The 24,863-nt window shown below is 59.6% G+C and carries 24 protein-coding genes and 2 pseudogenes; 14 read left to right on the plus strand and 12 right to left on the minus strand.

Going from position 1 to position 24,863, the window contains the following annotated elements; genetic code table 11:
- Positions 1-72: 72 nt before the first annotated feature.
- Together ACESUZ_RS00440 and ACESUZ_RS00445 are read right to left on the minus strand one after the other, a co-directional pair.
- Positions 73-2,076: a GTP-binding protein gene (locus ACESUZ_RS00440; RefSeq protein ID WP_373197954.1), complete on the minus strand. Its 2,004-nt coding sequence runs from the start codon at positions 2,074-2,076 to the stop codon at positions 73-75.
- Between the two features lie 254 nt (positions 2,077-2,330).
- On the minus strand, positions 2,331-2,819 hold the full coding sequence (locus ACESUZ_RS00445; protein ID WP_373197955.1) for a GNAT family N-acetyltransferase: 489 nt from the start codon (positions 2,817-2,819) through the stop codon (positions 2,331-2,333).
- Between the two features lie 77 nt (positions 2,820-2,896).
- On the opposite strand from ACESUZ_RS00445, the gene ACESUZ_RS00450 reads away from it, so the two are divergent.
- The gene (locus tag ACESUZ_RS00450; RefSeq protein ID WP_055310006.1) at positions 2,897-3,193 is read left to right on the plus strand and encodes a hypothetical protein; all 297 of its coding nucleotides are present in this window, start codon (positions 2,897-2,899) and stop codon (positions 3,191-3,193) included.
- Positions 3,194-3,240: 47 nt separating this feature from the next.
- Here ACESUZ_RS00450 and ACESUZ_RS00455 read toward each other — a convergent pair whose 3' ends face one another.
- Positions 3,241-3,945 (minus strand): class I SAM-dependent methyltransferase, encoded by a 705-nt coding sequence (locus tag ACESUZ_RS00455; RefSeq protein ID WP_138111811.1) that lies wholly within the window; start codon positions 3,943-3,945, stop codon positions 3,241-3,243.
- A 442-nt stretch (positions 3,946-4,387) separates the two neighbouring features.
- On the opposite strand from ACESUZ_RS00455, the gene ACESUZ_RS00460 reads away from it, so the two are divergent.
- Entirely contained in the window at positions 4,388-4,792 is a 405-nt protein-coding gene (locus ACESUZ_RS00460; protein WP_227790202.1) for a hypothetical protein, read from the plus strand.
- A gap of 138 nt (positions 4,793-4,930) precedes the next feature.
- Here ACESUZ_RS00460 and ACESUZ_RS00465 read toward each other — a convergent pair whose 3' ends face one another.
- Entirely contained in the window at positions 4,931-5,746 is an 816-nt protein-coding gene (locus tag ACESUZ_RS00465; RefSeq protein WP_373197956.1) for a putative RNA methyltransferase, read from the minus strand.
- A gap of 178 nt (positions 5,747-5,924) precedes the next feature.
- Between ACESUZ_RS00465 and ACESUZ_RS00470 the strand changes: the two genes are divergently transcribed.
- Positions 5,925-7,307, plus strand: a complete 1,383-nt coding sequence (locus ACESUZ_RS00470; RefSeq protein WP_373197957.1) for an MATE family efflux transporter — start codon at positions 5,925-5,927, stop codon at positions 7,305-7,307.
- A 27-nt stretch (positions 7,308-7,334) separates the two neighbouring features.
- Here ACESUZ_RS00470 and ACESUZ_RS00475 read toward each other — a convergent pair whose 3' ends face one another.
- Entirely contained in the window at positions 7,335-8,201 is an 867-nt protein-coding gene (locus tag ACESUZ_RS00475) for a LysR family transcriptional regulator (protein WP_373197958.1), read from the minus strand.
- 158 nt (positions 8,202-8,359) lie between these two features.
- Between ACESUZ_RS00475 and ACESUZ_RS00480 the strand changes: the two genes are divergently transcribed.
- The 5 genes and pseudogenes from ACESUZ_RS00480 (at position 8,360) to ACESUZ_RS00500 (ending at position 11,526) form a co-directional block, all read left to right on the plus strand.
- Complete coding sequence (locus tag ACESUZ_RS00480; RefSeq protein ID WP_373197959.1) at positions 8,360-9,268, plus strand: DMT family transporter; 909 nt, start codon at positions 8,360-8,362, stop codon at positions 9,266-9,268.
- A gap of 87 nt (positions 9,269-9,355) precedes the next feature.
- Entirely contained in the window at positions 9,356-10,081 is a 726-nt protein-coding gene (locus ACESUZ_RS00485; RefSeq protein WP_373197960.1) for a uracil-DNA glycosylase, read from the plus strand.
- Positions 10,082-10,162: 81 nt separating this feature from the next.
- Positions 10,163-10,318 (plus strand): annotated as a pseudogene (locus ACESUZ_RS00490) (helix-turn-helix domain-containing protein); the annotation flags it as partial.
- 18 nt (positions 10,319-10,336) lie between these two features.
- Positions 10,337-10,654 carry a helix-turn-helix domain-containing protein gene (locus tag ACESUZ_RS00495; RefSeq protein ID WP_373198141.1) on the plus strand — a complete coding sequence of 106 codons (318 nt, stop codon included), beginning with the start codon at positions 10,337-10,339 and terminating at the stop codon, positions 10,652-10,654.
- Positions 10,651-11,526: an IS3 family transposase gene (locus ACESUZ_RS00500; RefSeq protein ID WP_373198142.1), complete on the plus strand. Its 876-nt coding sequence runs from the start codon at positions 10,651-10,653 to the stop codon at positions 11,524-11,526. The genes ACESUZ_RS00495 and ACESUZ_RS00500 overlap by 4 nt, the downstream gene beginning before the upstream one ends.
- Before the next feature lie 55 nt (positions 11,527-11,581).
- Here the strand turns inward: ACESUZ_RS00500 and ACESUZ_RS00505 are convergent, their stop codons facing one another.
- The 3 genes from ACESUZ_RS00505 to ACESUZ_RS00515 form a co-directional block, all read right to left on the minus strand.
- Positions 11,582-12,262, minus strand: coding sequence for an SDR family NAD(P)-dependent oxidoreductase (locus tag ACESUZ_RS00505; protein ID WP_373197961.1), 681 nt, complete (start codon positions 12,260-12,262; stop codon positions 11,582-11,584).
- A 9-nt stretch (positions 12,263-12,271) separates the two neighbouring features.
- Entirely contained in the window at positions 12,272-12,994 is a 723-nt protein-coding gene (locus ACESUZ_RS00510) for a VUT family protein (protein ID WP_240125889.1), read from the minus strand.
- 156 nt (positions 12,995-13,150) lie between these two features.
- A complete protein-coding gene (locus ACESUZ_RS00515) occupies positions 13,151-14,764 on the minus strand; it encodes a peptide chain release factor 3 (RefSeq protein WP_055286676.1) in 1,614 nt (537 codons plus the stop codon).
- Positions 14,765-15,331: 567 nt separating this feature from the next.
- Here ACESUZ_RS00515 and ACESUZ_RS00520 point away from each other — a divergent pair.
- The 5 genes and pseudogenes from ACESUZ_RS00520 to ACESUZ_RS00540 form a co-directional block, all read left to right on the plus strand.
- Positions 15,332-15,712, plus strand: a complete 381-nt coding sequence (locus ACESUZ_RS00520) for a GntR family transcriptional regulator (RefSeq protein ID WP_117746148.1) — start codon at positions 15,332-15,334, stop codon at positions 15,710-15,712.
- Positions 15,713-15,735: 23 nt separating this feature from the next.
- Positions 15,736-16,617, plus strand: a complete 882-nt coding sequence (locus tag ACESUZ_RS00525) for an ABC transporter ATP-binding protein (protein WP_373197962.1) — start codon at positions 15,736-15,738, stop codon at positions 16,615-16,617.
- A complete protein-coding gene (locus ACESUZ_RS00530; protein ID WP_373197963.1) occupies positions 16,614-17,312 on the plus strand; it encodes an ABC-2 transporter permease in 699 nt (232 codons plus the stop codon). The genes ACESUZ_RS00525 and ACESUZ_RS00530 overlap by 4 nt, the downstream gene beginning before the upstream one ends.
- 273 nt (positions 17,313-17,585) lie before the next feature.
- On the plus strand, positions 17,586-18,056 hold the full coding sequence (locus ACESUZ_RS00535; protein ID WP_373197964.1) for an EamA family transporter: 471 nt from the start codon (positions 17,586-17,588) through the stop codon (positions 18,054-18,056).
- 12 nt (positions 18,057-18,068) lie between these two features.
- Positions 18,069-18,461: pseudogene (locus tag ACESUZ_RS00540) on the plus strand (EamA family transporter); the annotation flags it as partial.
- 15 nt (positions 18,462-18,476) lie between these two features.
- Here the strand turns inward: ACESUZ_RS00540 and ACESUZ_RS00545 are convergent.
- The 4 genes from ACESUZ_RS00545 to ACESUZ_RS00560 all read right to left on the minus strand — a co-directional run bounded on the left by ACESUZ_RS00545 (position 18,477) and on the right by ACESUZ_RS00560 (position 21,740).
- Positions 18,477-19,268, minus strand: coding sequence for an EFR1 family ferrodoxin (locus ACESUZ_RS00545; protein ID WP_373197965.1), 792 nt, complete (start codon positions 19,266-19,268; stop codon positions 18,477-18,479).
- Positions 19,269-19,303: 35 nt separating this feature from the next.
- Positions 19,304-20,608: a chloride channel protein gene (locus ACESUZ_RS00550; RefSeq protein ID WP_373197966.1), complete on the minus strand. Its 1,305-nt coding sequence runs from the start codon at positions 20,606-20,608 to the stop codon at positions 19,304-19,306.
- A 126-nt stretch (positions 20,609-20,734) separates the two neighbouring features.
- Positions 20,735-21,280 carry an LOG family protein gene (locus ACESUZ_RS00555; protein WP_373197967.1) on the minus strand — a complete coding sequence of 182 codons (546 nt, stop codon included), beginning with the start codon at positions 21,278-21,280 and terminating at the stop codon, positions 20,735-20,737.
- A 34-nt stretch (positions 21,281-21,314) separates the two neighbouring features.
- Positions 21,315-21,740: a potassium channel family protein gene (locus ACESUZ_RS00560; protein ID WP_373197968.1), complete on the minus strand. Its 426-nt coding sequence runs from the start codon at positions 21,738-21,740 to the stop codon at positions 21,315-21,317.
- Positions 21,741-22,019: 279 nt separating this feature from the next.
- Between ACESUZ_RS00560 and ACESUZ_RS00565 the strand changes: the two genes are divergently transcribed.
- Positions 22,020-24,824: an ATP-binding protein gene (locus tag ACESUZ_RS00565; protein WP_373197969.1), complete on the plus strand. Its 2,805-nt coding sequence runs from the start codon at positions 22,020-22,022 to the stop codon at positions 24,822-24,824.
- The last annotated feature ends 39 nt before the right edge of the window (positions 24,825-24,863 follow it).

Genomic DNA, 24,863 nt, shown 5'->3' on the forward strand with positions numbered 1-24,863 from the left:
AACCCTGGTAATAGTTATACCAACTTGTACCGAGTTATACCAACTGAATCTGACAAAGGGGCTGTCCCTCTGTCACATGTGGCCAAAAAACTCGGCGTCTGCTGCTCGCCAGGGGCGGAAGGTGGTGGGATCGACCTTTACGTGCGCCGCGGCGGGTACGTCGTACCACTTGACGGTGTAGCCAGCGCCGTGAGAGCAAAAGACCGAATCGGGCGTGTTGGGCAGATCGGCCTCTGGCTCATAGGCGGCAGCCTCGATTACGCGCTCGGCATCATGGCAAGCCGCATAGCCGGCGAACTCTAGGTACAGATGCCCGCGACCGCTCGTGTAGGCAGCCACCTCCAGCGCGTAATCCTGCACCTCAGATGCCGGCACGCGACCCACAAGCTTCGCCCGATCTCCCGCCATCGTCGGCGGCTCGTACTCGGCACCCATGCGCGTGGCATCCGAGAGCGCCCGGCCCATGCACTCCCCCGGCACCTCGAGCTCAAAGCGGTACCACGGCTCCAACAGTACCGCCGCGCCAGCCTCACGTGCCCGCATGAGCCCCTGGCGAACCGCGCGGTACGTGGCCTGGCGAAAATCGCCGCCCTCGGTGTGTTTGGCATGCGCGCGGCCGCCCGTGAGCGTAATGCGCACATCGGTGATGGGCGAGCCGGTCAGCACACCCAGGTGATCGCGCTCCATGGCGTTGGTGAGTGCCAAACGCTGCCAGTTAAGATCGAGCTCGTCAGTCGAGGTTACGGTGCCAAACTGCACGCCCGAGCCCGCCGGCAACGGCTCCAGGCGCAAATGCACCTCGGCATAGTGGCGCAGCGGCTCAAAGTGGCCCACGCCCTCGACCGGCTGCGAAATAGTCTCCTTATAGAGAATGCCGCCAGACTCAAACGCAACCGAAAGGCCAAAGCGATCTGCCAACACCCGCTGCATGACCTCGAGTTGCACGGCGCCCATCAACTGCAAATGAATCTGCTCAAGATGCGTATTCCAGCTTACGCCGAGCATGGGATCTTCGTCCGCCAGCTCAGTCAGCGCTTTGAACACCGTATGGACGTCATGTTCGTCCGGAAGCACCGTATAGGTGAGGACCGGAGCGATGATGGGCGCATCGCACGCGGGCTCCGCGCCCAGGGCGTCCCCTGGGCGAACGTGCGCAAGACCCGTCACGGCACAAATACCGCCAGCAGCAACTTCTTGGGCAAGCTCATACTTTTCGCCGTTATAGATGCGCACCTGATCGGCCTTCTGTTCCCACGCCTCGGCACCGGAACGTCCGTCAATCATCTGCTTGGCATGCAGCGTGCCGCCGGTCACTTTAACCCATGCCAAGCGCTCGCCGCGATCTCCGCGGCTCACGCGGTAGACGCGCGCGGCAAACTCCGGGCGCCATGCCTGTTCGCGCATCAGCGCACATATGCCATCCAGCAGCTCGTCCACGCCTTGGTCCTTGAGCGCCGAGCCGGCAAAACAGGGAAAGAGCTTGCGCTCGGCAACCATGCGTGACAGCGTCGCGACGGAAAGCTCACCCACCTCTAGAAACTCCTCGAGCGCCGCCTCGTCCAACGCAGCAGCGTCCTCCTGAACGGCCCCACCCACCAGCAGTTCGTTGGCATCCAGGCACCCCTCAGAAAGACGCTGCCCAAGTTGTGCCAGCAAAACATCGCGGCCGGGATTCTCCAAATCGATTTTGTTGATATAGATGAACGTCGGAATGTCATAGCGCGCAAGCAGACGCCACAGGGTTTCGGTATGCCCTTGCACGCCGTCGTTGGCGCCCACAACCAAAATCGCGTAGTCGAGTGCGCGCAGCGTGCGCTCCGCCTCGGCAGAAAAATCGACATGCCCCGGCGCATCCACGAGCATGACGCGGGTATCGCCATGCTCGAGCACGGCCTGCGACGAGAAGATCGTGATGCCACGCTCGCGCTCGATCGCGTTCGTGTCCAGATGTGAATCGCCATCGTCCACGCGGCCGCGCTTGCGAATGCGGCCCGCGTTGAACAGCATGGCCTCGGCTAGCGTGGTCTTGCCTGCATCGACATGCGCCAAGATTCCAACGACCGCTTGCTTCGACATGGCTCTCCTCTTATTACGAGCCCATCGCACGCGGCAACGGGCGTTCACGCTTCACACTGGATGATACAATGTACGGGCCGGCGGGCGAAGCGGGCCCTATCCCCCGACCGAGCTCATCGCCCTGCGTTGCCGCGCGGCGATTTTCGTAGGTTCGCGCCTTGCGAAAGCCGGCTTGCAAAACAGCGTAGCGAACGAAAATAGCCCCACCCGGGGCCATTTTCGTTCGCACGAATTATTGATATGAGCCCTCGCTCTTATGCCTCGCGCAGCCAGTCGAACGCAACACGCGGCGTGCCGTCCGACACATACACGACGCCGGCACGCTCGAACCCCGCCTTAATACTCGCACCCTGCATAGGCAGATTATCCTGATGCGTGTCGATACGCAGGTGGTCGGCACGCTCCTTGGCAAAGGCAAACATCGCAGCCGCGATACCGTGCACGGTGCCGTCGGATGCCACACGGTGCAGCACGGCGTACGGAGTGTCGCTACGCCATTGACCGTCCTCAATTACGTCATAGCACTCGTCCGGGCCCGGTAAAAAGGCAAACGTCGCCACCACGCGGCCGTCGACTTCGCACACATAGCCGCCACCAGCGGCGATATCGGCAGCCAGTTGCTCGGCAGAAGGCGTGCCCTCGGGCCACTGCGTGGCGTTGCCATGCGCGCGCATAAAGGCACGGGCCACGTCATAGATAGCCATGACGGCGGGAATGTCGGTATCGAGGGTTTTTCTGATCATCACGCGGCGACCTCACGTTTATTGGTATCACTTTGATTGAGCAATCATACCAACGTTTGGAGAGGGGCGCGATGCAGATGGGAAGCAAAAAGCGAGCCGCCTGGTCAAAGGCCAAAAGCGAGTTTTTGGGCGCTGCCACCGGCGGCGATATGAGCGACCTGTTTGCGCGCGAGGACGAGCGCCGCGACGCCCTGGACGCCGAACGCGATGAAGCCTGGCGCTACAAGTCGTGCGAGCGAAAAAACCGTTACGACACGCGCGCCGAGGCCGAGGCCGTTATGGCCGACTGCGAAAACCGCGGGCGGCGCGGGCTGGCCTGCTACAAATGCGAATACTGCGGCGGCTGGCATCTGACGTCGCATCCTTGGAAATAGACCCGCATCGGCACGGCACTGACGGAGCGCCAGCCATCGCACGCAAGCTACGGGCGCGGCGGCACCAAAACATCGTAGCGGACGGCCTTGCCCGCAAGTTGATAGCTCGGCTTAACGCCGGCAAGCAGTGGCCCCTTCACCGGTCGTTTGATAACGACCTTGCGCGGGTGCACCGCAAGCGCAGCTTCGACCAGCGTCTCCTCATCGGCGCACGGCTGTTCCAAATGATGCAAGAGTTGGAACTTCTTTTTCACCGCCGCGCTCTTGGTGCGCCCGGGAAACATGGGGTCCAGATACACCACGTCGGGAGCGGTGAGCTCGCCCTGCCCGATCAGCTCAGCTGTATGGCGAAGGCCGGCAATGCTGTCCTCGCCCGCATGTAAGCGCATGCGCGCCACGGCTGTCGCAAGCGCCGGATCATCTGCCGCGCGATCCAAGGCATCCTTGAGGAGCGCCGCGATCACGCAATCCTGTTCATACAGATCGACGGTAAAGCCCGCGGCCGCCAGCAGCAGCGAATCCTCGCCAAAACCTGCCGTGGCATCAATCGCCCATGGGCGCTCGATGCCTTTTGCGCGCGCAGCCTTTACCAACAGCTCTTGCTGCAGACGGCCCTGCTTGAGCCGCGGAAGCATGCGGCCAAAATCGGCACGCAGCTCCATCGTGCCGTCGGTGAGCGTGAGTCCCTCGGACTTCCCGGTCAGCTCAAGCCCCGCGGCCCGAGCAACAGAAAAGGGATCGACGACGCCCATGGGTACTCCTTAACAAGCAAAACGAATACGTGAGCGCCGTTTATGTCGGCACCCAACCGTCCGCTATTGTCCCACATGCGACATGGTCCACAGCATCCCAATGCAAAGCACCGCCATCAATCCCGTGCACACGGCAGCGATCACAGAATCACCCATGCGCCTTCCCAACGACCGCGGCTCACGCACTTGCTTGACTCCGTACATCATGGCTCCTCCTTGAGACCAGCCCCTTGTTACGGCCTCATCATCGCAGCGCCGCACATGAGCTGCCATCGATTTGGCTTACGTCCAGCTTTCCTTTTTGAAAGGTTGGGGTTGGGCTGCGCGGGCTCAAAGCGCTTTCAGGCGCATGCATCGCCGCGTTGAACTACAATGTGCTTCACCATATGTGCAGCACATGGGGTGCGCCAGACCGGCCGTACCCGTATCGAAAGGACCAGCCATGAGCAACGCCTGCAAATTACTCAAAATCCTATCGTTCTTCTTCTTTGTCGTCGGCATTCTAAGTGCAGGCATGGGTGCTACAGCGCTCTTTGCGGGCAGCGCGGCAGGCGATATCACGGGTGCCATGATCGTCTCTTGCGTCGTCGTCATCGTATTGGGCGTCGTCGAAATTGTGACCGCTGTCTTTGGTATCCGCGCGGCAAATAATCCCGCCAAGGCTGGCGTTGTCTGGATCTGGTCCATCGTCTGCCTAGCATGTTCGGTCATCAGTCTGCTCCTCTCCCTGCCCCTCTTGGGTGGGACCGGCTCAAGCATCCCCGATTTTACCGGCTTGATTGTCAGCATTATCTACTTTGTACTCGCCAACCGCGTCAAGAAAGAGGGCATGGACCGTTTGAGCTAAGCCGCATCCGTGTCAATCGCTCAGCGACTCTGGTATATACGCCAATAAAAAGGGCCGATCGCGTAGCAACGCGGTCGGCCCTTTACGTTTGCCCAGATAAAACCTACCAAAATAAACCTGTCCCTTTTTGGCAGGTTGTTAGCCGTGGCAGTACTCGGCGATGATGAAGTCGATGTCGGTTTGAAGGGTGTCCAGGTTTGCCAGGCGCTCTTTGTCGGCAGGGCGCGTGCGGTAGTAGTACGGCGTCATCTGGAACACCGCCTCGATGTCGTCCTGGGTCTGAAGCGTAATATTCGCAGACACCCGCTGCGTTCCGACCAACTCGAGCTCAGTGGTCTGCGGCAGCTTCTCGTCGTTAAGGTACGGCGTATCGTAGAGCACTTCCTTAAGCCCAAACAGATGACGGGCACCTGGCACGACGGTGTAGAGCGAGCCCTCGGGCGCCAGCACGCGGACAAACTCACGCTCGTTAAAGGGAGCGAAGAGCTCGGTCACCATATCGAAGGCGCCATCAGGCACGGGGATATCCTTCATGTTGGCCACGAAGTAGGTCGCATCGCCGCGCTTGGCGGCAAGGCGCACCATCTCTTTGCCCAGGTCGAAACCGTAAGCATCCACGCCCGGCACCGCGCCCATGGCACTCGTGTAGTAGCCCTCGCCGCAGCAAATATCGAGCAACGTCATGGAGCCGTTCGTAGACGCAGCGCGCTCTGCCGCCCGCTCGCGCACCAGCTCGACCATCGCATCGCGCAACGGCTCGTAGTATCCACGGTTCAGAAAGTCACGACGGCTGCGTGCCTGCGACTTGGGATCGCCCATGGAATCGCCGCTCTTGGACGAGCATAGGAGGTATAGATAGCCCTCGCGCGCACGGTCAAACCGGTGTCCGCCCGCGCATGCAGCACCGCGCTCATTGTCCGCCAACGGCTCATGGCAAACGGGACACAACAACATGGCAACTCCTTAGCGCGAACAACACAACGCCCACCATTGTCGCACGCCTTCCCCACCTAGTCATTGGAGACGTTCTTGAATGACTAATCGTTTTAGAACGTCCCCAATGACTAGTCGATTAGGAGTATCATCGTCTGCGCAAATAAGCACGAAATAGCATATTAGAGATTGAGAGCGTATGGCTGATACCGCATCTAAGCACATTGACATGACCACCGGCTCGCTGTGGCGCAATATTCCCCTGTTCGCCTTCCCCGTGGCCGCCACGAGCATCTTGGAGCAGCTATCGAACCTCATCGCCACGGTCATCATCGGTAACTTCTCGGGCGACCAGGGCACCCTCGCCATGGCGGCGGTCGGCTCCAATGTTCCGCTTACCAGCCTTATGCTCAACCTGTTTATTGGCATGTCGCTTGGCTCCAACGTGGTCATCGCCAACGCCATCGGCCGCAACGATCAGAACATGGTCAAACGCGCCGTCCATACCTCGATTTTAATGGCACTCGTGGGCTTTGTCGTCATCGCGCTGGGCGAGATCTTTGCCGAGCCTATGCTCGCCGCGCTCAACGTTCCCGCCGAGACCATGCCGCTCGCCTCACTCTATCTACGCGTCTTTTTGCTGAGCATGCCCTCGATTTTGCTCTACAACTTTGAGGCCGCGATCTTCCGCTCCGTCGGCATCACTCGCATGCCGCTGCAGGCGCTTACCGTGTCCACCGTCCTCAACATTGGCCTGGACCTCATCTTTGTCCCTGTACTCCACTGGGGCGTCGCGGGCGTCGCCATCGCCACCGCCATCGCTTACACCGTCAGCGCCGCTACGCTCTTTATCCGCCTACTCAAGACCGACTCCGTCGTCCGCGTCACCCCACGCGACCTGGCTATCGACCCCGTCGCCCTCAAGCGCATCGTCAAGATTGGCCTGCCCGCCGGCATCCAAAGCGCTGTCTTTGCCGTCGCCAACATCATCATCCAATCCGCCATCAATAGCCTGGGCACCGAAGTCATGGCGGCATCGAGCGCCGCTATGAGCTTGGAGTATGTGTGTTACAACCTGCTCAACAGCTTTAGCCAGGCTTGCACCACCTTTGTGGGACAAAACCACGGTGCCCGCCAGATCGACCGCTGCACCAAAACGCTCAAGGTCTGCCTGGTCGAAGGCGGTATCGTCGCGCTCACCACGATTATCGTTATTGTCGGTCTGGGGCGCGAGATCCTATCGCTGTTCAACAGCGACCCCAACATCGTCTCGATCGGCTATATTCGCGTGTGTTCGATCTTCCCGGCGTACGCTTTTAGCATGTTCTACGAAAACATGTCCGGCTACCTGCGCGGCTTTGGTATCTCGCTCACGCCCGCCCTCATCACCATGATCTGTGTCTGCGGCATCCGCTTCTATTGGGTGTTCTGCGTGTTCCCGCACTTCCGCACCTTTGCGAACATCATGATGGTCTACCCCATCAGCCTGGGCACCACGGCGTTCTTTATGGTCGTGGCGGTACTACTTTGCCACCCGGCACGCACCTATCGCGCCACCCAAGCCAAAGCGACAGCCCGCTAAACACCGCGCTCAACGCCACGCCAGTCATTAATTGACAATATGCGAGCTCATATAGTCGATAAAGCGCCTCGTGGCGATAGGCATGGTGTCCCAGCTGCGCCAGGCGGCCACCACGTCGCGCGAGGGGGCATGCACGATGGGACGTACGCGAATATCGGCTCGCATGCCCTCCACAGTACGACGGTAGAGCATGCTCACGCCTAGGCCCTCCTCCACCATCGCCATGATGGTGTAGTCGTCGGTCACCTCACTCGTCACGTGCGGCGACAGTCCATGCGCCGCGAATGCATCGAGCACCAGGCTCTGTTCGCCCTCATCCAGCAGCACAAACGGCTCGGACGCCAGGTCGGCGAGCGTCACCTTTTCCTTTGCCGTCAGCGGATGCGCGGCCGGCAACAGCGCCACCAACTCATCGTGATAGACCACGCGCTTCTCGAGCCCCGCGGTAAATCCGCGCGCCGTAAAACAAAAATCAACCACGCCATCGTGCACCCATTGAGCGTTGCGCGTGTAATCGCCCTGCTTGAGGGTAAAGCGTACGCCCGGGTGCAGCGCACCAAAGTCGCGGATCACGCGCGGCAACACAGTACGGCTCACGTTGGTAAACGTCGCAATGCGAATATCAGTCGACGAAAGCCCCAGCAGTTCCTGGCGCTTGCCCTCGAGCTCAGCCTCGGCAGTCACAATCTGTCGCAAATACGGCAGGTACTGTTTGCCATCGCGCGTAAGCGACACACCCTGCTTACCGCGCTCGATAAGCGTGGTGCCCAGCTCGCGCTCGAGCGCCTTGACGGCCTGGCTCACCGCGCTTTGCGTATAGCCCAGCTCGTCCGCCGCGCCCTTAAGACTGCCGCGATCGACCACCATACAAACAATCTGATACCGCGATGCCATCATGCCTCCACATCAATGCAGCCGTAAAACGTTTTGCCAGCGCTTTTCGCACCAACTTTAGTATTTCTTAATCATACTGAAGATACATTCGCTTTACTACATCCACATCTGGGAGCAGAATCCTTTTTGCGAAACCGTTCTGTAACAAAAGGAGTCCCATGGATCGCAAAAAAGCAATCGCGCTCTCATTTTCTGTTCCCGTCGCATGGGGCTTTTCGTACCCCCTCATGAAGATCGGCATGGACAGCATGAACGCCACGAGCATCGTTGCGCTGCGCTGCATCATCGCCTTTACGGCCTGTCTGCTGCTCTTCCACAAGCACGCGTTTCGCATCAACCGCGACCTTATGGTTCGCGCCGCCATCATCGGTGCCATCATGGCAACCGAGCTCACGTGCATGTGCCTGGGCTCCAGCCTCACCTCCGCCTCCACCGCCGGCTTTTTGCAGAGCCTGACAGTCGTAATCGTGCCGTTTGCCAACGCAGCCCTGCTGCGTCGCGCCCCCGAGCGCAAGGTGCTCGTCGGCACCGCCATCGTCACCTGCGGTATGTTGCTGCTCTCGGGCGCCGATTTCACCAGCCTGAACCCGGGCGCGCTCATCATGCTGCTCTCCGCCTTTGTCTATGCCGGCCATATCATTGTGGCGAAGCGCTTTGTCGAAGAAGTCGATCCGCTGGCTCTGGGCGTTTGGCAGCTGGGCTTCGGCGGCTTATTCTCAGGCATTGCCGCATGCGTCTTTGGCGGTTTCACGCTTCCCGGCACGCCGGGCGAGGTCGTAGTCGTCGTCGCACTCGCACTCATCTGCTCTGCCTATGGCTTTATCACCCAAACGCTCGTGCAGCCCCACGTGCCCGCTGAGACCACCGGCTTCGCCTTCTCGCTCGAGCCGGTCTGCTCCGCCGTCTTTTCGTTCTTCTTGGTCGGCGAGGTCCTGAGCCCCATCGCCTTCTTTGGCGCCGCTCTCATCCTCACCGGCGTCATAGTGGCAACCGTGCAGCTTCCGCGACTTCATGCGCACGCTCACGACCACGCCCACATGGCAGTAACGCCCGAGCGAGCCTCGTAAGCGCCTCACCTTTTGTTGCCGCGGCATAAAGGCCTCCGGACGCCTTTACAATAGATGCCAACAGAGCATCTGCCATAAAGGAGCCCCATGGACACCGCAACCCGCGACCGCAACATAGCAACTTGGTTGGGCGATGCGCCGCAGCCGGTACGTGACACTACGAACCAGCTGCTCGGGCACATCGCCCTTTTGCGTGCCGAGCAGACTATCTACCCGGCACAAGACGACATCCTCAATGCCCTCGCCTACACCCCGGCCGACCAGGTCAAAGTTGTCATCTTGGGTCAGGACCCTTATCACGGACCCAACCAGGCCATGGGACTGTCGTTCTCGGTCCCCGCGACGCAAACCAAGTTGCCGCCGAGCCTGCGCAACATCTATAAGGAACTCAAAGCCGATCTGGGTTGCCCCATTCCCGCCACGGGAGACCTAACCCCATGGGCACAGCAGGGCGTCCTGCTCCTCAACACCACGCTCACCGTGCGCGAGCATGCCGCCAACTCGCACGCCAAACTGGGCTGGAGCACCCTGACCGACTACGTTATCGAACGCTGCTGCCAGCTGCCCCAGCCGGTAGTCTTTTTGACATGGGGTCGCTTTGCCCAGCAGATGGTCGAAGGCAAGATCGTCGCAACTGGTGCGGGCAAGACAACCGGCAAGTTCTGCCTGGCCTCCACGCACCCCTCGCCGCTTTCGGCCAACCGTGCCACGGCAGAACTCCCCGCCTTTATGGGATCGCGTCCCTTCTCGGCAGCCAATCGGCTACTCGAACAGCACGGCTCGACCCCCGTCAACTGGACTTGCCTCGGCTAAAAATCGATACATCAAAAACGCGCTCGACGGCTTTCCTGAACTGCCTCCCATTTCTTGGACATGAGAAATGGGAGGCTTTTTATGCGAGTCGACTTGAGGGTGAAGCACGACATCGAGGCCAGGAGGGCGGCGATCGGGCTCTTCGAGCGAGGCCACGGCTACAAGTCTGCGGCGAAGGCGCTGTCGGTCCCGCGCGGAACCGTGAGACAATGGCTCTGCGTATACCGGTCGTTCGGAAGCGAGGTGCTGCTATCCATGGACGGCAAGCAGGCCAGGTACACATACGAGCAGAAGGTCGCCGCAGCCTCCGCCGTGGTCGACGGCGGCATGACGAAGGCCGAGGCGATGGCTGCGTTCGGCATAATGTCGATGTCGCCGCTCAAGAAGTGGTGCGCGCTATACCGCGAGGGCGGCGCGGAGGCCCTGCGCCCGAGGCCCAAGGGCCGGCCGAGCGGTTCCAAGGCGAGGCCGCGGACCCGCGAGGAGGAGCTCGAGGAGCGCTGCCGAAGGCTCGAGACCGAGGTGGCCTACCTAAAACAATTGCGTGCCCTGGTCGAGAGGGACGGGCTCTGACCAGGGCGAAGGTCGAGGCCGTGAGGGTCCTGCGCGAAGAGGGGCACGGGCTGGGGCGCCTGCTGGAGTGCGCCGGCATGGCCCGGTCCAGCTACTACTACGCGCTGTCGCACCCGAAGGCTCCCACCAGGCCCGAGCTCTGGGAGGCCGCCGCCGAGATATTCTCGCGCACCGCCAACGGGTGCGGCCACAGGCAGATCGCCATGTGCCTGCGCGCCGAGCAGGGCGTGCGCATAGCCTACAAGACCGTGCTGAAGATGATGCGCGAGATGGGCATCGGCTGCGGGATCCGCCGCGAGACCGACTACCACAGGTACAACTCGTACAGGGGCAAGGTCGGAAAGACCTTCGAGAACGTCATCGGGCGCGACTTCGCCGCCGACGGGCCGTGGGAGAAGATGGGCACCGACGTCACCGAGTTCAAGCAGCCCTGGGGCAAGGCCTACTTCGCGCCGGTCCACGACTTCGGCAGCAAGGAGATCGTCGCCTGGTCCACGTCGCTGCACCCCAACATGGCTCAGCAGCACGAGCTGCTCGACCAGCTCGTGTCCAAGAAGCCCAAGGGCTCCAGGCCGATCCTGCACTCGGACATGGGCTGGCAGTACCAGCAGGCCGGTTGGTGCAGGCGGTTGGAGGAGGCCGGCGTGGTGCAGAGCATGTCCCGGAAGGGCAACTGCATCGACAACGGCGCGACGGAGCAGGTGTTCGGCCACATCAAGGACGAGTTCTTCCGCGGAAGGACGTGGCCGGACTTCGAGTCCTTCAAGGCGGACCTCGACGACTTCGTGGTCCATTGGAACACGAGGAGGCGCCAGGTTAAACTGAAGGGACTGACCCCGGAGGAGTTCCGGAGACAGTCCCTTGCGGCGTAGTTCTTATTTAAGCCGTCCAAGTTTTGGGGTGCAGTTCATCCATCGGGCGCGTTTCCTATTCGGGCCAAATAAATTGTGTGCGGCCGGCCTCGCCACCATCAATGAGCAGACTCTGCCCGGTCATAAACCGGTTGGTCACGCCCACAAAGTAGATCCACTCGGCGATCTCTTGGGCAGTGGCCCAGCGTTTAAGCGGCGTGAGCTCCATAATCTTGTTCCACAGATGCTCGTCTTCCATCACGCAACGGTTGAGTGGCGTGATAACGCCACCCGGGTCCACACTGTTGGCGATGGCCTGCGGCGCCAGACGGTTTGCAAGGTTCTTGGTGTAGGCGATAACGCCGCCCTTGCTGGCGGCATAGGCGGGAAACTCCGATCCCGTATGCCCGCTCGCCGACCCCACATTGACCACGGATTTGATAGCCGGCGCCGGCTTGGCGGCAAACCCCTCCCCCACAAAGGCGTAGCGCTCGGTCACGTTGATGGTGCCACACAGGTTGGCGGCGATGTCGTCGGCCGAATCCTGCGTACCGGCAACGTTCACGATTACCTGGGGTTCAAGATCGCCTGGAAACGAGTCCGGCTCGCGTACATCAACGATCAGATGGCGGTAGCGCTCGTGTTCGATCGCCGCCGGCAGCAGATCAAAGCCCACGACCTCGTGACCCTCGTCCAAAAAGCGCTGCACGCACGCGGCTCCGATACCGCCCGAAGCGCCCGTGATCAAAACCCGCATACTCGCTCCTTAGGCGGTTGCGTGGCGCTCGAGGTACTCGGCGCCCACATTCTCACGCTCCCAGCCACGCACGACCTTGTAGCCCACGGGGCTCAGGAAGACCTCGCACAGCAGCTCGGCAACAGCGCCGGTCAGCGAGCACATAAGGACCTGCACCCAGGTCCAACCAAAGAACGTGTGGCTCACCACAATGGCAAAGACCAGGTTGTCGATAAACTGGCCAACACCCGTGGACACATAGGAGCGGAAGGCAAAGCTCGCAAAGTTATTCTTTTTGAGCATACGGCCAAGCGACTGGTTGAGCGTGGAGTTAACCACGGCAGAAACGAGCATTGCCAGCGAAGAGCCCAGCACCACATACCAAGTGCCGCCGATGGTGGCGTTAAGGGCGGTGTTGACCTCGATCATGCCCGTGTCGTAGTAAGCGCCCCACATGCCGGGCGTGAGCGAGCATGCCCAAAAGCACAGGCTCACGGCGAGGTTGACTGCCAGCGCGAGGATGGAGATTTTGATGGATGCCTTGGCGCCAAAGCGCTTGCAGATCATGTCCTGGCACAAAAACGAAACCCAGCTCACCACAAAGCCGCAATCGAGTGCCAGATACGGCAGGCTGATAAGCTCTTTGTTGGCCAGCAGGTTCATCATGATGACGCTCACGAAAAACAGCGAAACCGTTGCCGCGGGAATGCTCCGCAACAGAACCTTGTAGTCCTCCATGACCTTCTTGATCATTATGTACTCCTTTGGTTTTAGGTTTTACGAGCAGGATATCGGACCCGAACTGCTCGGACGCCCCGGTCTTGAGACGACGGTGGGTATGATAGCCGCTCACACGGCATCAGGCAAGCAAGCGGCGCGGCAGCCCCACAGGGCCACCGCGCCGATGCGTTAAAAGGCTACGTTGCCAAACTCCGACAGGATAAGATCGGGATTGTGATCGGTTGCCCAATCCACGTTCCACGGACTCGTGAACAGCAGCAGCTTACCGCCGCGCATGTCCTCGACGCGCAGCGTGTCGCGCGTGAGCGAAAGGCCCGGGATATCGATGGTATCGGGGTCGTTCTGGATCCAGCGAATGTCCGTATAGGGCAGCGGCTGGCGACGAACCTCAACACGGTACTCGGCCTTGAGGCGGCGCTCGAGCACCTCAAACTGCAGCACGCCGACCACGCCCACGATGACGCTCTCCATGCCAGCGCCCAGCTCGCGGAAGATCTGGATGGCACCCTCCTGGGCAAGCTCCTCCATACCCTTGACGAACTGTTTGCGCTTGAGCGTATCGACCTGCGTAATGCGAGCGAACATCTCGGGGGCAAACGTCGGGATCTGCGGGTACTGCACGTGGCGCTTGCCGGAGCACACGGTATCACCGATGCTAAAGATACCCGGATCAAACAGGCCCACGATATCGCCCGCGTACGCCTCGTCCACGATGGCGCGGTCATCGGCCATCATCGAGGTACCCGTGGCAAGCTTAAGCTTGCGGTTGCCCTGCACGTGGAAGGCATCCATGCCGCGCTCGAACTTGCCCGAGCAAATGCGCACAAAGGCGATGCGGTCGCGGTGGTTCTTGTCCATGTTGGCCTGGATCTTAAACACAAAGCCGCTAAAGTCGTCGCGGCAGGGATCGACCGGTTCGCTGGTGAGCGTATCGGTATAGGCGCGCGGCGTCGGGGCCAGACGCAGGAACTCCTTGAGGAAGGGCTCCACGCCAAAGTTGGTGAGCGCCGAGCCAAAGAACGCCGGGCTCAGCTTGCCGCAGGCCACGGCATCCAAGTCGAGCTCGTCGCCGGCACCATCGAGCAGCTCGATGTCGTCCATCAGGTTCTTATGGTTCTCCTCGCCGATGAGCTCATCCATGGAAGGATCGCCCAGCTCGGCCTCGACCTCGGCGACCTTCTTGGTGGCGTTGGCGTGGCCGTCGCCCTCAAAGGCAATGACGCGACGAGTCTGACGATCGAACACGCCGCGGAAGTTGCGGCCGCTGCCGATCGGCCAGTTCATGGGATACGTATTGATGCCCAGGACATTCTCGATCTCTTCCATGAGCTCAAACGGGTCGCGAGCCTCGTGGTCGAGCTTGTTCACAAAGGTAAAGATGGGAATGTGGCGCAGCGTGCAGACCTTAAAGAGCTTTTTGGTCTGGGCCTCGACGCCCTTGGCGCCGTCGATGACCATGACCGCGGCGTCGGCGGCCATAAGGGTACGGTAGGTATCCTCCGAGAAGTCCTGGTGACCGGGTGTATCGAGGATGTTGACGCAGGCGCCGTTATAGGTGAACTGCAGCACCGAGGAGGTAACGGAGATACCACGCTCCTTCTCGATGTCCATCCAGTCCGAGACGGCATGCTTGGCCGAGCTCTTGCCCTTGACCGAGCCGGCAGTTTGGATACTGCCGGTATAGAGCAGCAGCTTCTCGGTAAGCGTGGTCTTACCAGCATCCGGGTGGCTGATGATCGCGAATGTGCGGCGCGACGAGATTTCATCCGACAGGCTTGCCATGCGGATCCTTTCTTGCATTGAGTGCATTACGTCGATGTAACCGTACTATTGTAGCCGCGAAATTCCGCCATAGGGCACCTATCAGGACAAATTCATCAGTTGGGGCCTAGGGTAGCAGTCGATGGCGGCACTCCGCAGCAGTTTGTCTCGATCTGTAACATCTAGCAGCCAAAAACTTCTCCAGTTGTTACAGATTGAGACAACCAAATGGGGTCCGCCAGCAAAATCTCAATCTGTAACAGGTAGCCGTCCAAACCGGTTCCAGATGTTACAGATTGAGATATAAGGATAGACGGGTGGCCAATGTCTCGTTCTGTAACATCTAGCCGCGCAAATCGACTCTTACTGTTACAGATTGAGACAAATAGGCAGGCGGGCAAATAACATCTCAATCTGTAACAGAAGGCGACCCAAAACGGACCCAGGTGTTACAAATTGAGATTGTTTTGGAGCAAGCGCGGCGCCGGTGGGCTATTCCGTATTTGTCTCTTGCATAACTGTATATAGTGTATATATACTGTGCTTACCGGTTATATACATGTGTAGCCCATCAGCTAAGGAGCCGCTGTGGACATCATCCTATCCAATTCGAGCGACAAGCCCATCTACGAGCAGATATCTTCGCAGGTTAAAGCACAGATACTCTCGGGCGCACTCGCTGCGGGAGCCAAACTCCCCAGCATCCGTGCACTCGCGAGCGATCTTGGCGTGAGCGTCATCACCACCAAGCGCGCCTACGCCGACCTGGAGCAGCTCGGCTTTATCTGCACCGTGCAGGGCAAGGGCTGTTTTGTCGCCGAAGGCAACCAAGAGCTCTTGCGTGAAAACCAGCTCTGCCATATCGAAGAGCTGCTCGCGAAAGCGGCAAGCCAAGCCGAGGCCCTGGGCGTCACGCGCGACAAGCTGCACGAGATGCTCGACCTGGTAGCCCCCGAAACCATGCAGTAGCCATCTGCAAGAAAGGCTATACCATGCAAAACCTTTTAGAACTCAAAGGCATCTCACGCCATGTGAGTGACCGTTTTTCGCTGCGCGACGTCACGCTTGCCGTGGAGCCTGGCCAGATCGTCGGCTTTGTGGGTGCCAACGGTGCCGGCAAAACAACGACGATTCGAGCCGCGCTTGGGCTTATCAAACTCGATGCCGGCGAGGTACACCTGTTTGAGCAGCACTGTGGCGCCGACGCACCCGGTGAGGCGCAGCGCTGCCTGCGTTCCCACATCGGTCTTGTCCTGGACACGTGCCCCTTCCCCTCCACGCTCAAGGTGGGCCAGATCGAGTCGCTCGTAGGCCCAGCGTACCCCACGTGGGACCGCGAAACGTTCGCCCGATTCATCAACCGATTTGGCCTCGATCCCAAGACAAAGGTCAAGGACCTCTCCCGCGGCATGGGCATGAAACTGCAGCTTGCCTGCGCACTCAGCCACAAGGCCAAGCTGCTCGTTTTGGACGAAGCCACCGCGGGCTTCGATCCCATGGCACGCGAGGAGCTGCTTGATGAGCTGCTCGCCTTTGTTTCCGACGGCCTGCACAGCGTGCTGCTCTCGAGCCACATTACGTCCGACCTCGATCGCGCTGCCGACCGCGTCATCTGCATCGATAACGGCTCGATTGTGTTTGACCTGCCGCGCGAGGACATTACCGACCGAGCCGGCATCGCCCACTGCACCCAAGCACAGGCCGCCGAGCTTATGGCTTGCGTCGAAGGTGCCCGCGCCGCCCGCCATGCCTACAGCGTGGACGTACTCGTACCCAACCGTCGCGAAACACTCGAGGCCTTCCCCGAGATTCCCTGCGATCGGGCAACCATTGATGACTATCTGCGCCTCATGCTGAAAGGGGCTTCGAAATGAAACGCGCCTTTATGTCCGAACTCGCCATCGTTCGCACGCTCATCCCGAGCATCGCGGGCGTCGGCCTGTTTATCTTCGTCGTGCTGACTCTTGCCAACGCGTCGGATGGCGATTCCGGCATGAGCGCTGGCGCCTGCGCGGTCAGTGCCATGTCGCCCATCATGGTCATGAGCTCGCTGGCCGGCTTCGACAATCAAAATGGCTGGGAGCGCTATCGGGCAACGCTGCCCTTCTCGCGCAAAGACATTATTTGTGCACGCTACCTGAGCGTTATTGTCTTCTCCGCCGTCATGGCATGTGCAGCTACGCTTTTGCGTATCGTCGCCATCCCGCTCTTCAACAGCGCGGGCATTCCTTCGACGGGACAGACGGTCTTTGAAATCGCAATCGCCTCGGCAGCCTCGGTGCTCATTTCCCTCATGATGGTGTTTTTGGCGCAGCCGCTGTTCTTTCGATTTGGACACATGGAGGCGCTGCGCCTATCCGTCGGCCTGTTTGCCATGCTCGGGTGCCTTACCATGGCAACGTTGAGTTCCTCCAACCCCATCAGCAACTGGCTCATGTCGATTGCCGGAGCGAATCCCGATCCCGCCGTCCTTGGCTGTCTGTGCGCAGGAATTGCCGTACTGGCCCTCGTGCTATGTGCAATCAGCTGCACCATCAGCATCAAGGTCTATCGAGCACGCGACCTGTAATCGACAGCTAAAGGGCTTGGGCGGCACCCCACCTCATTTACTAGATAAGAAGAAGCAGCAACAACGTCGCTACCACCCTTCACGACATGCCGTTTAGATCTCGGCAACCAAAGAGAAGCCGACAGCATATCTTCGATTCGAGCCTTAACCAAATGCCCTCTCGAACTATGGCCCCTGTCTCACCACAGCGATATCAAAGCTTCATGGCGGGACGGTATCATCGGACGAGCGCCGTAATCTGGCGCGGTCGTTCTTTGGGGAGGCATTTCACCCGTGTCGTGGGTCGCAGCAGCATTTGTGTCGGCTTTCTTTGCCGGCATCACATCTATCCTGGCCAAATGCGGCATCAAGCAGACCGACTCCGATGTCGCGACGGCCATTCGCACCTGCGTGGTGCTCGTTTTCGCCTGGGCAATGGCGGGCATTTCTGGATCCATTGGAACCATTGGCAGCATCGAATCCAGATCCTGGCTCTTTCTCGTCCTCTCGGGACTCGCCACCGGTGCTTCGTGGATCTGTTACTTTAAGGCGTTGGGCATCGGAGACGTCAATAAGGTCGTACCAGTCGACAAGATGAGCACCGTACTCGCTGCACTGATCGCCATCGTGCTTTTTGGCGAGACGAGCAACCTTGCGGTTAAGCTCGTGGGAACCGCTGTCATCACCCTCGGCACGTTTTTAATGATCGAGAAGAAGCAGTCCGCCGGACCCGAGCAGCAGCAAGACCGGACCTGGCTCGCTTAAGCCCTCGGTGCCGCCGCGTTCGCGGCGCTCACGTCCATCCTTGCCAAGGTTGGCATCGAAGGCGTCGAGTCCAACCTGGCCACGGCAATCCGTACCTGTGTGGTACTGGTTATGGCATGGGCAATCGTGGCAGCCAAGGGAAAACTGGAGCAGGTCGCGCACGCTGACCGGCGCGAACTCACATTTCTCGCAACATCGGGCATCGCGACCGGAGCATCGTGGCTGCTCTATTACTATGCCATCGCTGCAGGCCAGGTGAGCGTCGTGGTGCAGATCGACAAACTATCGATTGTCGTATCGGTACTATTTGCGCGCCTGGCATTCAACGAAATACTCTCACGACGCAGCGCCATCGGTCTCGCCCTCATCGTCCTGGGCACCGCCGCGCTCGCAATTTGGAAATAGCGCGGCCAGCAGCCGCTACATCCTCACACCTGGCTTGGGATGCCTGTACTGGCCGTGGAAGGCCGTGCGCTTACCGCGCGAGATGGCAAACTCGGGACAACAGTGCAGGCAACGAAGGCAGGCTGCGCACTCCGGCTTTGTCCAGACGGGAAGGCCGTCGCGCATCTCGATCGCCGCCATGGGGCAGCGCTTGGCACACAGGCTGCAGCCGATGCAGCAATCGGCATCGACGGCAAACTTGCTCGTCTGCTGCATGCGCGGCAGCCCAATTGCGTGATACGCGCACGATGCAAACAGAGGCACGCGATGGCGCATCATGTTGCCCGTGCGGCGCGCCCGAACTGCCTTAATCGCCGCATCGATCTGCACCTCGGCCGCCTTGTTGATGTTCTCGACCTTTTTGGAGTCGGACAAATCAAACACGGGCGTCCAGGTATCGGGCATCTTGACGCTCATCGCCGCATCTAACTCGAGCCCACGCTCGTGTAGCAGATCGCGGGCGAACTTGGCCGATTGCCCGGTCGTCGAACCATATGTCGAGACATAGAACGTATAGGGGCGCTCGCCGCCCTTTGTACCGGCAGCAACCGATAGGTCGACAGTCTTCAAAAACTCGATCATTGGCGTCGGCAAGCCCCAGGCGTATACCGGGGCGACAAACCCCAGCCGACAGGGGCCTTCCATCACAGCAAGGTGAAGGATCTCGGCATCAAAGCGCTCAATCGACATAACTTTGTCGCTTGTCGCCGCTGCAATGCGACGCGCCACATGCTCGCTGTTCCCTGTCGCACTAAAGTACAGGATCATCTCGTACCCCTGGAATTGACTCGTGAAAAACCGCGCTACTTGCGCAGCGGCTTGGGCAGCGGAATGCCGGCGGCGATGACGGCCGCGATGATCATGCAGACGATACCCTTGAGTGGGAAGCACATGAGCAGCAGGCCCACGACCATAACGGGCTGGCGCATGACGGCACCCATCGTCGAGGCCGTGCAGACGGCGACGCAAAAGACCGGATCTGCGCCGGTGAGGATGGCCAGGCCGTAGCCCAGGCTTACGCCCGAGAAGATAACCGGGAAGAAGTGGCCGCCGCGCCAACCCAAATTGATAAGAGCGGGGGTCAGCATGGCCTTGACCAGACCGGTCAAAATAAGCACGCCGGCGGGAATGGTCAGATAGGTTTCCATGAGCACGTCGGCTTGCGTTTCGCCGGCAAACATGGTGAAGGGCAGAACAGTACCGCAGGCGGCGAGTACCAGACCGGCCAGCATGGCCTTGACGACAGGACGCGCCCCTATTGCATGGGCAAGCGCTTCGCTCGCGTGCTCAGAGACAAAGTACAACCAGCCGCAGATTGTTCCGATCAGCGACAGAGGAATGAGCCAGGCAAGCTCTAGGTTGCCCACCTCGGCGGACTCGAACCTGGGCATGCCCATGCCGCCGCCCACAAGCTGGCCAAGCAGCAGGTAGGTGCCCAGACCGCCGGCAATCGCAATGCCGTAGACCACCGTCTTTTGCACCTTGGGCAGCTTGATGGTGATCTCGCCGGACGCGGACTCATCATCGGCGTCTTCGCCCTGGCCGTCAGCGCTACCGGCAAGCGGCGCCACAAAGCCAAAGACGGGCGCGGTAAAGAGCGCCGTCAGGGCAGCCTGGGTGCCTAGCAGCGTAAGCTCCCTAAACTCGGCGCCAAAGCGACGCATGCGGTCGCCGACCCAGCTGCACAGACCAGCGATAACGCCGGTCAGGCCGGCCTCCGGTCCAATACTTCCGCCAAACAGCAGCGGCAGCAATGCCGCGAGCGAAAGCTTGCCCAGGTTGTCGTACGGGTAGCGCCCGTCTTGCTTAACCTTAGCCATCACCTGGTTGAGGTCATCGGTCTTGGTGCCTGTCATCTTTTCGTACAGACCGATTAACAGGCCGCCCAGCAGGCAGACAAAAAACGGGTACGGCAGAAAGCCAAACGGGCCGCTGGCAAGCTCGGGCGAAGCGACGCCCAGCGTGCTCGGAATCTCGGTCCATAGATAGTCGATGCCGTGCTCCATCGCAAAAAAGAACAGCCAGACCGCGGCACCTGCGAACGCACCGGTCACGGCAACGCTGACCAAAAACAGCGCGCGATTTGTGGGTTTGGCAAGGTTATCCATCGGGACCTCCCGGAGTCATGCGGTCATAGATGCGCTTTATTTTACGACGGACGAGACGGCAATTGACCCACCGTCTGCGCCGCATGAGGCACCGTTGAGCAAGGCGCCTGTGGTCGGCCTGCGATTTTATTCCACGCTTTGTTCCGTGACGATCGAGGCGATCTCGAGCAAAGTATCGGCAAAGAAGATGCCCCGTTGACGCTGAAGGCTCGATAGGCCCTTATCGATCATGTGCTCGAGCAGCGCCTTAAGATCGTTGTAGTAGCCCCCGAGGTTGTACAAGATGCACGGCGCGCTCAAGTGCCCCAACGATACCGCAGAAATAACCTCGGCAATCTCCTCGAGCGTGCCCGTGCCGCCCGGAAAGGCAATGAACGCATCGCCGAGCTCAATCATCTTTGCCTTACGCTCTGCCATATCACTCGTCACGATAAGGTCGTCGATTCCGTCGTGCTGAAACTCGGCCTCGATAAAAAAGCTCGGCTCCACACCCGTCACATGTCCGCCGGCATCGAGCACGCTATCGGCGAGCGCACCCATCAGGCCCGACTTGGACCCGCCGTACACGAGCGCGTGTCCGTTGGCGCCAATCCAGTTGCCCAGCTCCTGCACCGCGGGCAGAAACGCCGGGTCATTGCCAGCACTGGCACCCAGGTACACGGTGATGTTCATATTTGTCTCCCTGTTGTGGCGCACGACGTTCGTCTTAGCGCTGGCGTCGACGATACTCGCGCACGCGACGCGAAAGATCGGCAAGCTGGTCGCGATCGAGCTCTTCCAAATGCTCAAGATCGTCCATAAAGCGCGCCATGGTGTCCTTTTGACGCATCTTGATGAGCGTATTGCAGTAGTTCACCGCCACGCCCGTGAGCATGGCGATGTAGAAAATGCTGATAACGCTCAAGACGACGGTAACAGCGCGGGCAACCGGTGTTTCGGCCGGAATGTCGCCAAAGCCGATGGTCGAAACCGTCTCAAAGCTAAACCAGAGCCCATCGCCAAACGTGAGGGTCGCGGGCTCGGACAACCAGACGGCCGTCGAGCACAGCAGGTAAAAGATAAGAAACAGGCCCGTGATGCGCGCAAAGCCAGCCTGGCGCAACACGTCGGCAAGCGTCCTCAACTTGTTCATCGCGACCCCTTTTCCCAAACAACCAATCGCATTCGCTCGGTATTGTCCCACGCCTCCCCCGCAAACGGAACTAGTCATTGGGGACGTTCTTAATTGACTAGTCAAACAAGAACGTCCCCAATGACTAGTCGTTTAAGAACGTCCCCAATGACTACCAACTGCCGGCAGAAAGGGACTGTCCCCAACTGCCGGGCGGGAGCGTTTAGCAGTGCAGCTGCCGACTGGGCAGGCTGAGCTGGTATCCTTATGCGGTAATGTCTCGATTCGTTAGGATTGCACGTGAGAGCTGCCACTGTCCTTCGTTCGGTTATATATCGCGCCCTGGCCATTGTGCTTACCGCGCTTGCCGTGCTGAGTTCTATCGCGCCTGTCCAGGCTTTTGCCGATGACTCTAGTCAGCAAGTCAAGACGGTCCGCGTTGGTTGGCTCGTCAGCAACGAGGGCTTCCAAGACGGCACCCCCGGCGAGCGTCTCTCGGGATGGGGCTACGAGTACCTCCAGACCCTGTCGTACTACACGCCCGGCTGGCGGTACGAATACGTCTCCGGCACCTTCACCGAGCTTATGGACATGCTCGAGGCGGGCGAGATCGACCTCATGCCCAACATCTCCTACTCCGAGGAACGCGCCCAAAAGCTGCTCTTTTCCTCGAACCCCGAGGGCACCGAGCGCTACTACATCTACGCCAGGCCCGACCGTGACGACCTCGCAAAGGGTGACCCTCAAGCACTTCAAGGGCTCACTATCGGCTGCAACCGCGGTGTTATGCAAACCCTCGTCGGCCAGCAGTGGCTCGCCAACGAGGGAATCGCCTGCACATACAGGGAGTATGACGGAGACTCCGTTCTCTTTGACGCACTCGCAAACAACGAGGTCGACGCCATCATCATGAACGACACGATCTCGTCGCCCAGTGCCTCTCCCATGTTTTACATTGGTTCGAACGACTACTATCTTGCCGTTCCCAAAAGCCGCCCCGACCTGATGAACGACATCAATGCCGCCATGACGGCAATCGCCCGCGTCAACCCACGCTATAACGACGAAGTCAAATCTAGCTACTCGGCCCAAAACAGCGGTTCATCATCGCTCAACGGCCCCGAACGTTCCTGGCTCAAAGCAAATGGCAACACCATCACGCTCGGCTACATTACGGGCAAACTCCCCTACTGCAACGAAGACGAAAACGGCGAAATGAAAGGCTCGCTCGCATCGCTTGCGACGACGCTGCACGATAAATTTGGCATTACGGTCAAAACCGTCCCCTTTGATAGCTACAAGATGATGTCAAAGGCCCTGTCAAAGGGAAGCATAGACGTTGCGCTGCCGGTATACCGAGATTACTGGTTTGCCGAGCAAACAGGCGTTGCGCAGTCGGTATCGTTGGGGACCATATCCCTCACCGCCATCCACACCGGCAGCGACCTGAACAAAGACCTTCAGAACATCGCCTGTACCAAATCATCGTTTGTCAACAAAAATGCACTTGAAAATCTGTTCCCCACAGCGACCGTGACCGAATACCAATCCGACAATGAAGTGTTCGACGCCCTCAGGAAGGGAACGGCGCGCTGCATCCTCGCTCCCAGTTCACGTGTAAAAACTATCGGTGACCGTCATGATCTCAAGGACTACGAGACGGTCGAGCTCCCTGACACCTGTGAGCTCTCGTGCTGGATTTCGCGCGGAAAGCCCGAGCTGCTGGGAATCATCAACAAGGGGATCATCAATGCCGGAGAATCGCTCTCCGCAAGCAATTACTCCTCCATGTCGTACACGGCCCAGGAATCAGACACGCTTCAATTCCTTTTTCGCAACCGCACCGCCATTGCCGCTACCCTCATCGGTATGTTGTCGGTCGGCATCGTCCTGCTCATCTGGGCGCTCGTGCGCGCTCGAACCGAGCGCAAAAAAGCCGACGCCGCCAACGCCGCTAAGACGGCATTCCTCACGCGCATGAGCCACGACATCCGTACGCCGCTCAACGGTCTCCTGGGCCTTATCGAGATTGAGGAATTGAAGGAAGGCGATATCAAGGTCGCCCGCGAGAGCCGTGCCAAGGCGCGCGTTGCCGCCAATCACCTGCTCTCGCTGATCAACGACATCCTCGAGATGGGCAAAATCGAAGACCGCAAGCTAACACTGGAACATGCGCCTTTTAACCTCAAAGAGCTCTGTGACAATACGCTGGTTCTGTGCAAGCTCCGCGCGTCCAGTAACGGCATCATCATGCAGGACAATAGTCTGCCGTACGCCACGGGGCCATACATGGTCGGCAGTCCCACCCATATCCGACAGATCATGATCAACCTGTTAGACAACAGCATTAAGTACAACAAGCACGGCGGCTCCGTCACCTTTAGCTCAAAGACCAAGCCACTCGATAACGGGCGCGCGCTCTTTTGCTTTAGCGTTTCGGATACCGGCATTGGCATGACTCCCAAGTTTTTAAAGCATATCTATGAGCCGTTTGCCCAAGAAGGTGACGATGCGCGCAGCAAGTTCCAAGGAACCGGCATGGGCATGCCAATCGTCAAGTCGCTTATTGAACTGATGGGCGGCACCATCGAAGTCACCAGTGAGCTCCATGTGGGCACCTCGTTCTACGTGGAGATTCCGCTCGATATCGACGAGAACCCCCAGACGCGGGCGAATACGGTCGAGAGGGCGCTCGACTGCTCGCTGGCCAACATGAACGTACTGCTCGCCGAAGACAACGAATTGAATGCCGAGATTGCCCAGGCGCTGCTAGAATCCGAGGGCGTCGTGGTCACCCGCGCCGCCAACGGCAACGAAGTCGTCGATCTGTACCTATCCCATCCCGCCGGCAGCTTCGATGCGATCCTGATGGACATTATGATGCCGGACATGGACGGCTACGAGGCAACCCGCGCGATTCGTCTGAGCGAGAAGGTCGATGCAGCCGATATCCCCATCATCGCGCTCACCGCCAATGCCTTTGCCGAGGACGCCAAGGCGGCACACGATGCCGGCATGAACGCCCATCTGTCCAAACCGCTCGACTTTAACAAGCTCAAAAACATACTCGCCCGCATCAAGAAAAACGGATCCGTTTCGCTATAGTTTGTGCTCAACCACCACGCACGACCAGAAAGGAAGCCA

Origin of the sequence: Collinsella aerofaciens ATCC 25986, assembly GCF_964239575.1 — a bacterium.
GTDB classification, from domain to species: domain Bacteria; phylum Actinomycetota; class Coriobacteriia; order Coriobacteriales; family Coriobacteriaceae; genus Collinsella; species Collinsella aerofaciens_BQ.

Excerpts from the sequence above, each read along its gene's own strand:
- ACESUZ_RS00495 (WP_373198141.1), top strand. The coding sequence starts at position 10,337 with ATGGACGGCAAGCAGGCCAGGTACACATACGAGCAGAAGGTCGCCGCA.
- ACESUZ_RS00460 (WP_227790202.1), top strand. The coding sequence starts at position 4,388 with ATGAGCAACGCCTGCAAATTACTCAAAATCCTATCGTTCTTCTTCTTT.
- ACESUZ_RS00440 (WP_373197954.1), bottom strand. The coding sequence starts at position 2,076 with ATGTCGAAGCAAGCGGTCGTTGGAATCTTGGCGCATGTCGATGCAGGC.
- ACESUZ_RS00545 (WP_373197965.1), bottom strand. The coding sequence starts at position 19,268 with ATGATCCTGTACTTTAGTGCGACAGGGAACAGCGAGCATGTGGCGCGT.
- ACESUZ_RS00530 (WP_373197963.1), top strand. The coding sequence starts at position 16,614 with ATGAAACGCGCCTTTATGTCCGAACTCGCCATCGTTCGCACGCTCATC.
- ACESUZ_RS00555 (WP_373197967.1), bottom strand. The coding sequence starts at position 21,280 with ATGAACATCACCGTGTACCTGGGTGCCAGTGCTGGCAATGACCCGGCG.
- ACESUZ_RS00475 (WP_373197958.1), bottom strand. The coding sequence starts at position 8,201 with ATGGCATCGCGGTATCAGATTGTTTGTATGGTGGTCGATCGCGGCAGT.
- ACESUZ_RS00465 (WP_373197956.1), bottom strand. The coding sequence starts at position 5,746 with ATGTTGTTGTGTCCCGTTTGCCATGAGCCGTTGGCGGACAATGAGCGC.
- ACESUZ_RS00515 (WP_055286676.1), bottom strand. The coding sequence starts at position 14,764 with ATGGCAAGCCTGTCGGATGAAATCTCGTCGCGCCGCACATTCGCGATC.
- ACESUZ_RS00485 (WP_373197960.1), top strand. The coding sequence starts at position 9,356 with ATGGACACCGCAACCCGCGACCGCAACATAGCAACTTGGTTGGGCGAT.
- ACESUZ_RS00450 (WP_055310006.1), top strand. The coding sequence starts at position 2,897 with ATGGGAAGCAAAAAGCGAGCCGCCTGGTCAAAGGCCAAAAGCGAGTTT.
- ACESUZ_RS00510 (WP_240125889.1), bottom strand. The coding sequence starts at position 12,994 with ATGATCAAGAAGGTCATGGAGGACTACAAGGTTCTGTTGCGGAGCATT.
- ACESUZ_RS00525 (WP_373197962.1), top strand. The coding sequence starts at position 15,736 with ATGCAAAACCTTTTAGAACTCAAAGGCATCTCACGCCATGTGAGTGAC.
- ACESUZ_RS00480 (WP_373197959.1), top strand. The coding sequence starts at position 8,360 with ATGGATCGCAAAAAAGCAATCGCGCTCTCATTTTCTGTTCCCGTCGCA.
- ACESUZ_RS00505 (WP_373197961.1), bottom strand. The coding sequence starts at position 12,262 with ATGCGGGTTTTGATCACGGGCGCTTCGGGCGGTATCGGAGCCGCGTGC.
- ACESUZ_RS00455 (WP_138111811.1), bottom strand. The coding sequence starts at position 3,945 with ATGGGCGTCGTCGATCCCTTTTCTGTTGCTCGGGCCGCGGGGCTTGAG.
- ACESUZ_RS00470 (WP_373197957.1), top strand. The coding sequence starts at position 5,925 with ATGGCTGATACCGCATCTAAGCACATTGACATGACCACCGGCTCGCTG.
- ACESUZ_RS00550 (WP_373197966.1), bottom strand. The coding sequence starts at position 20,608 with ATGGATAACCTTGCCAAACCCACAAATCGCGCGCTGTTTTTGGTCAGC.
- ACESUZ_RS00445 (WP_373197955.1), bottom strand. The coding sequence starts at position 2,819 with ATGATCAGAAAAACCCTCGATACCGACATTCCCGCCGTCATGGCTATC.
- ACESUZ_RS00560 (WP_373197968.1), bottom strand. The coding sequence starts at position 21,740 with ATGAACAAGTTGAGGACGCTTGCCGACGTGTTGCGCCAGGCTGGCTTT.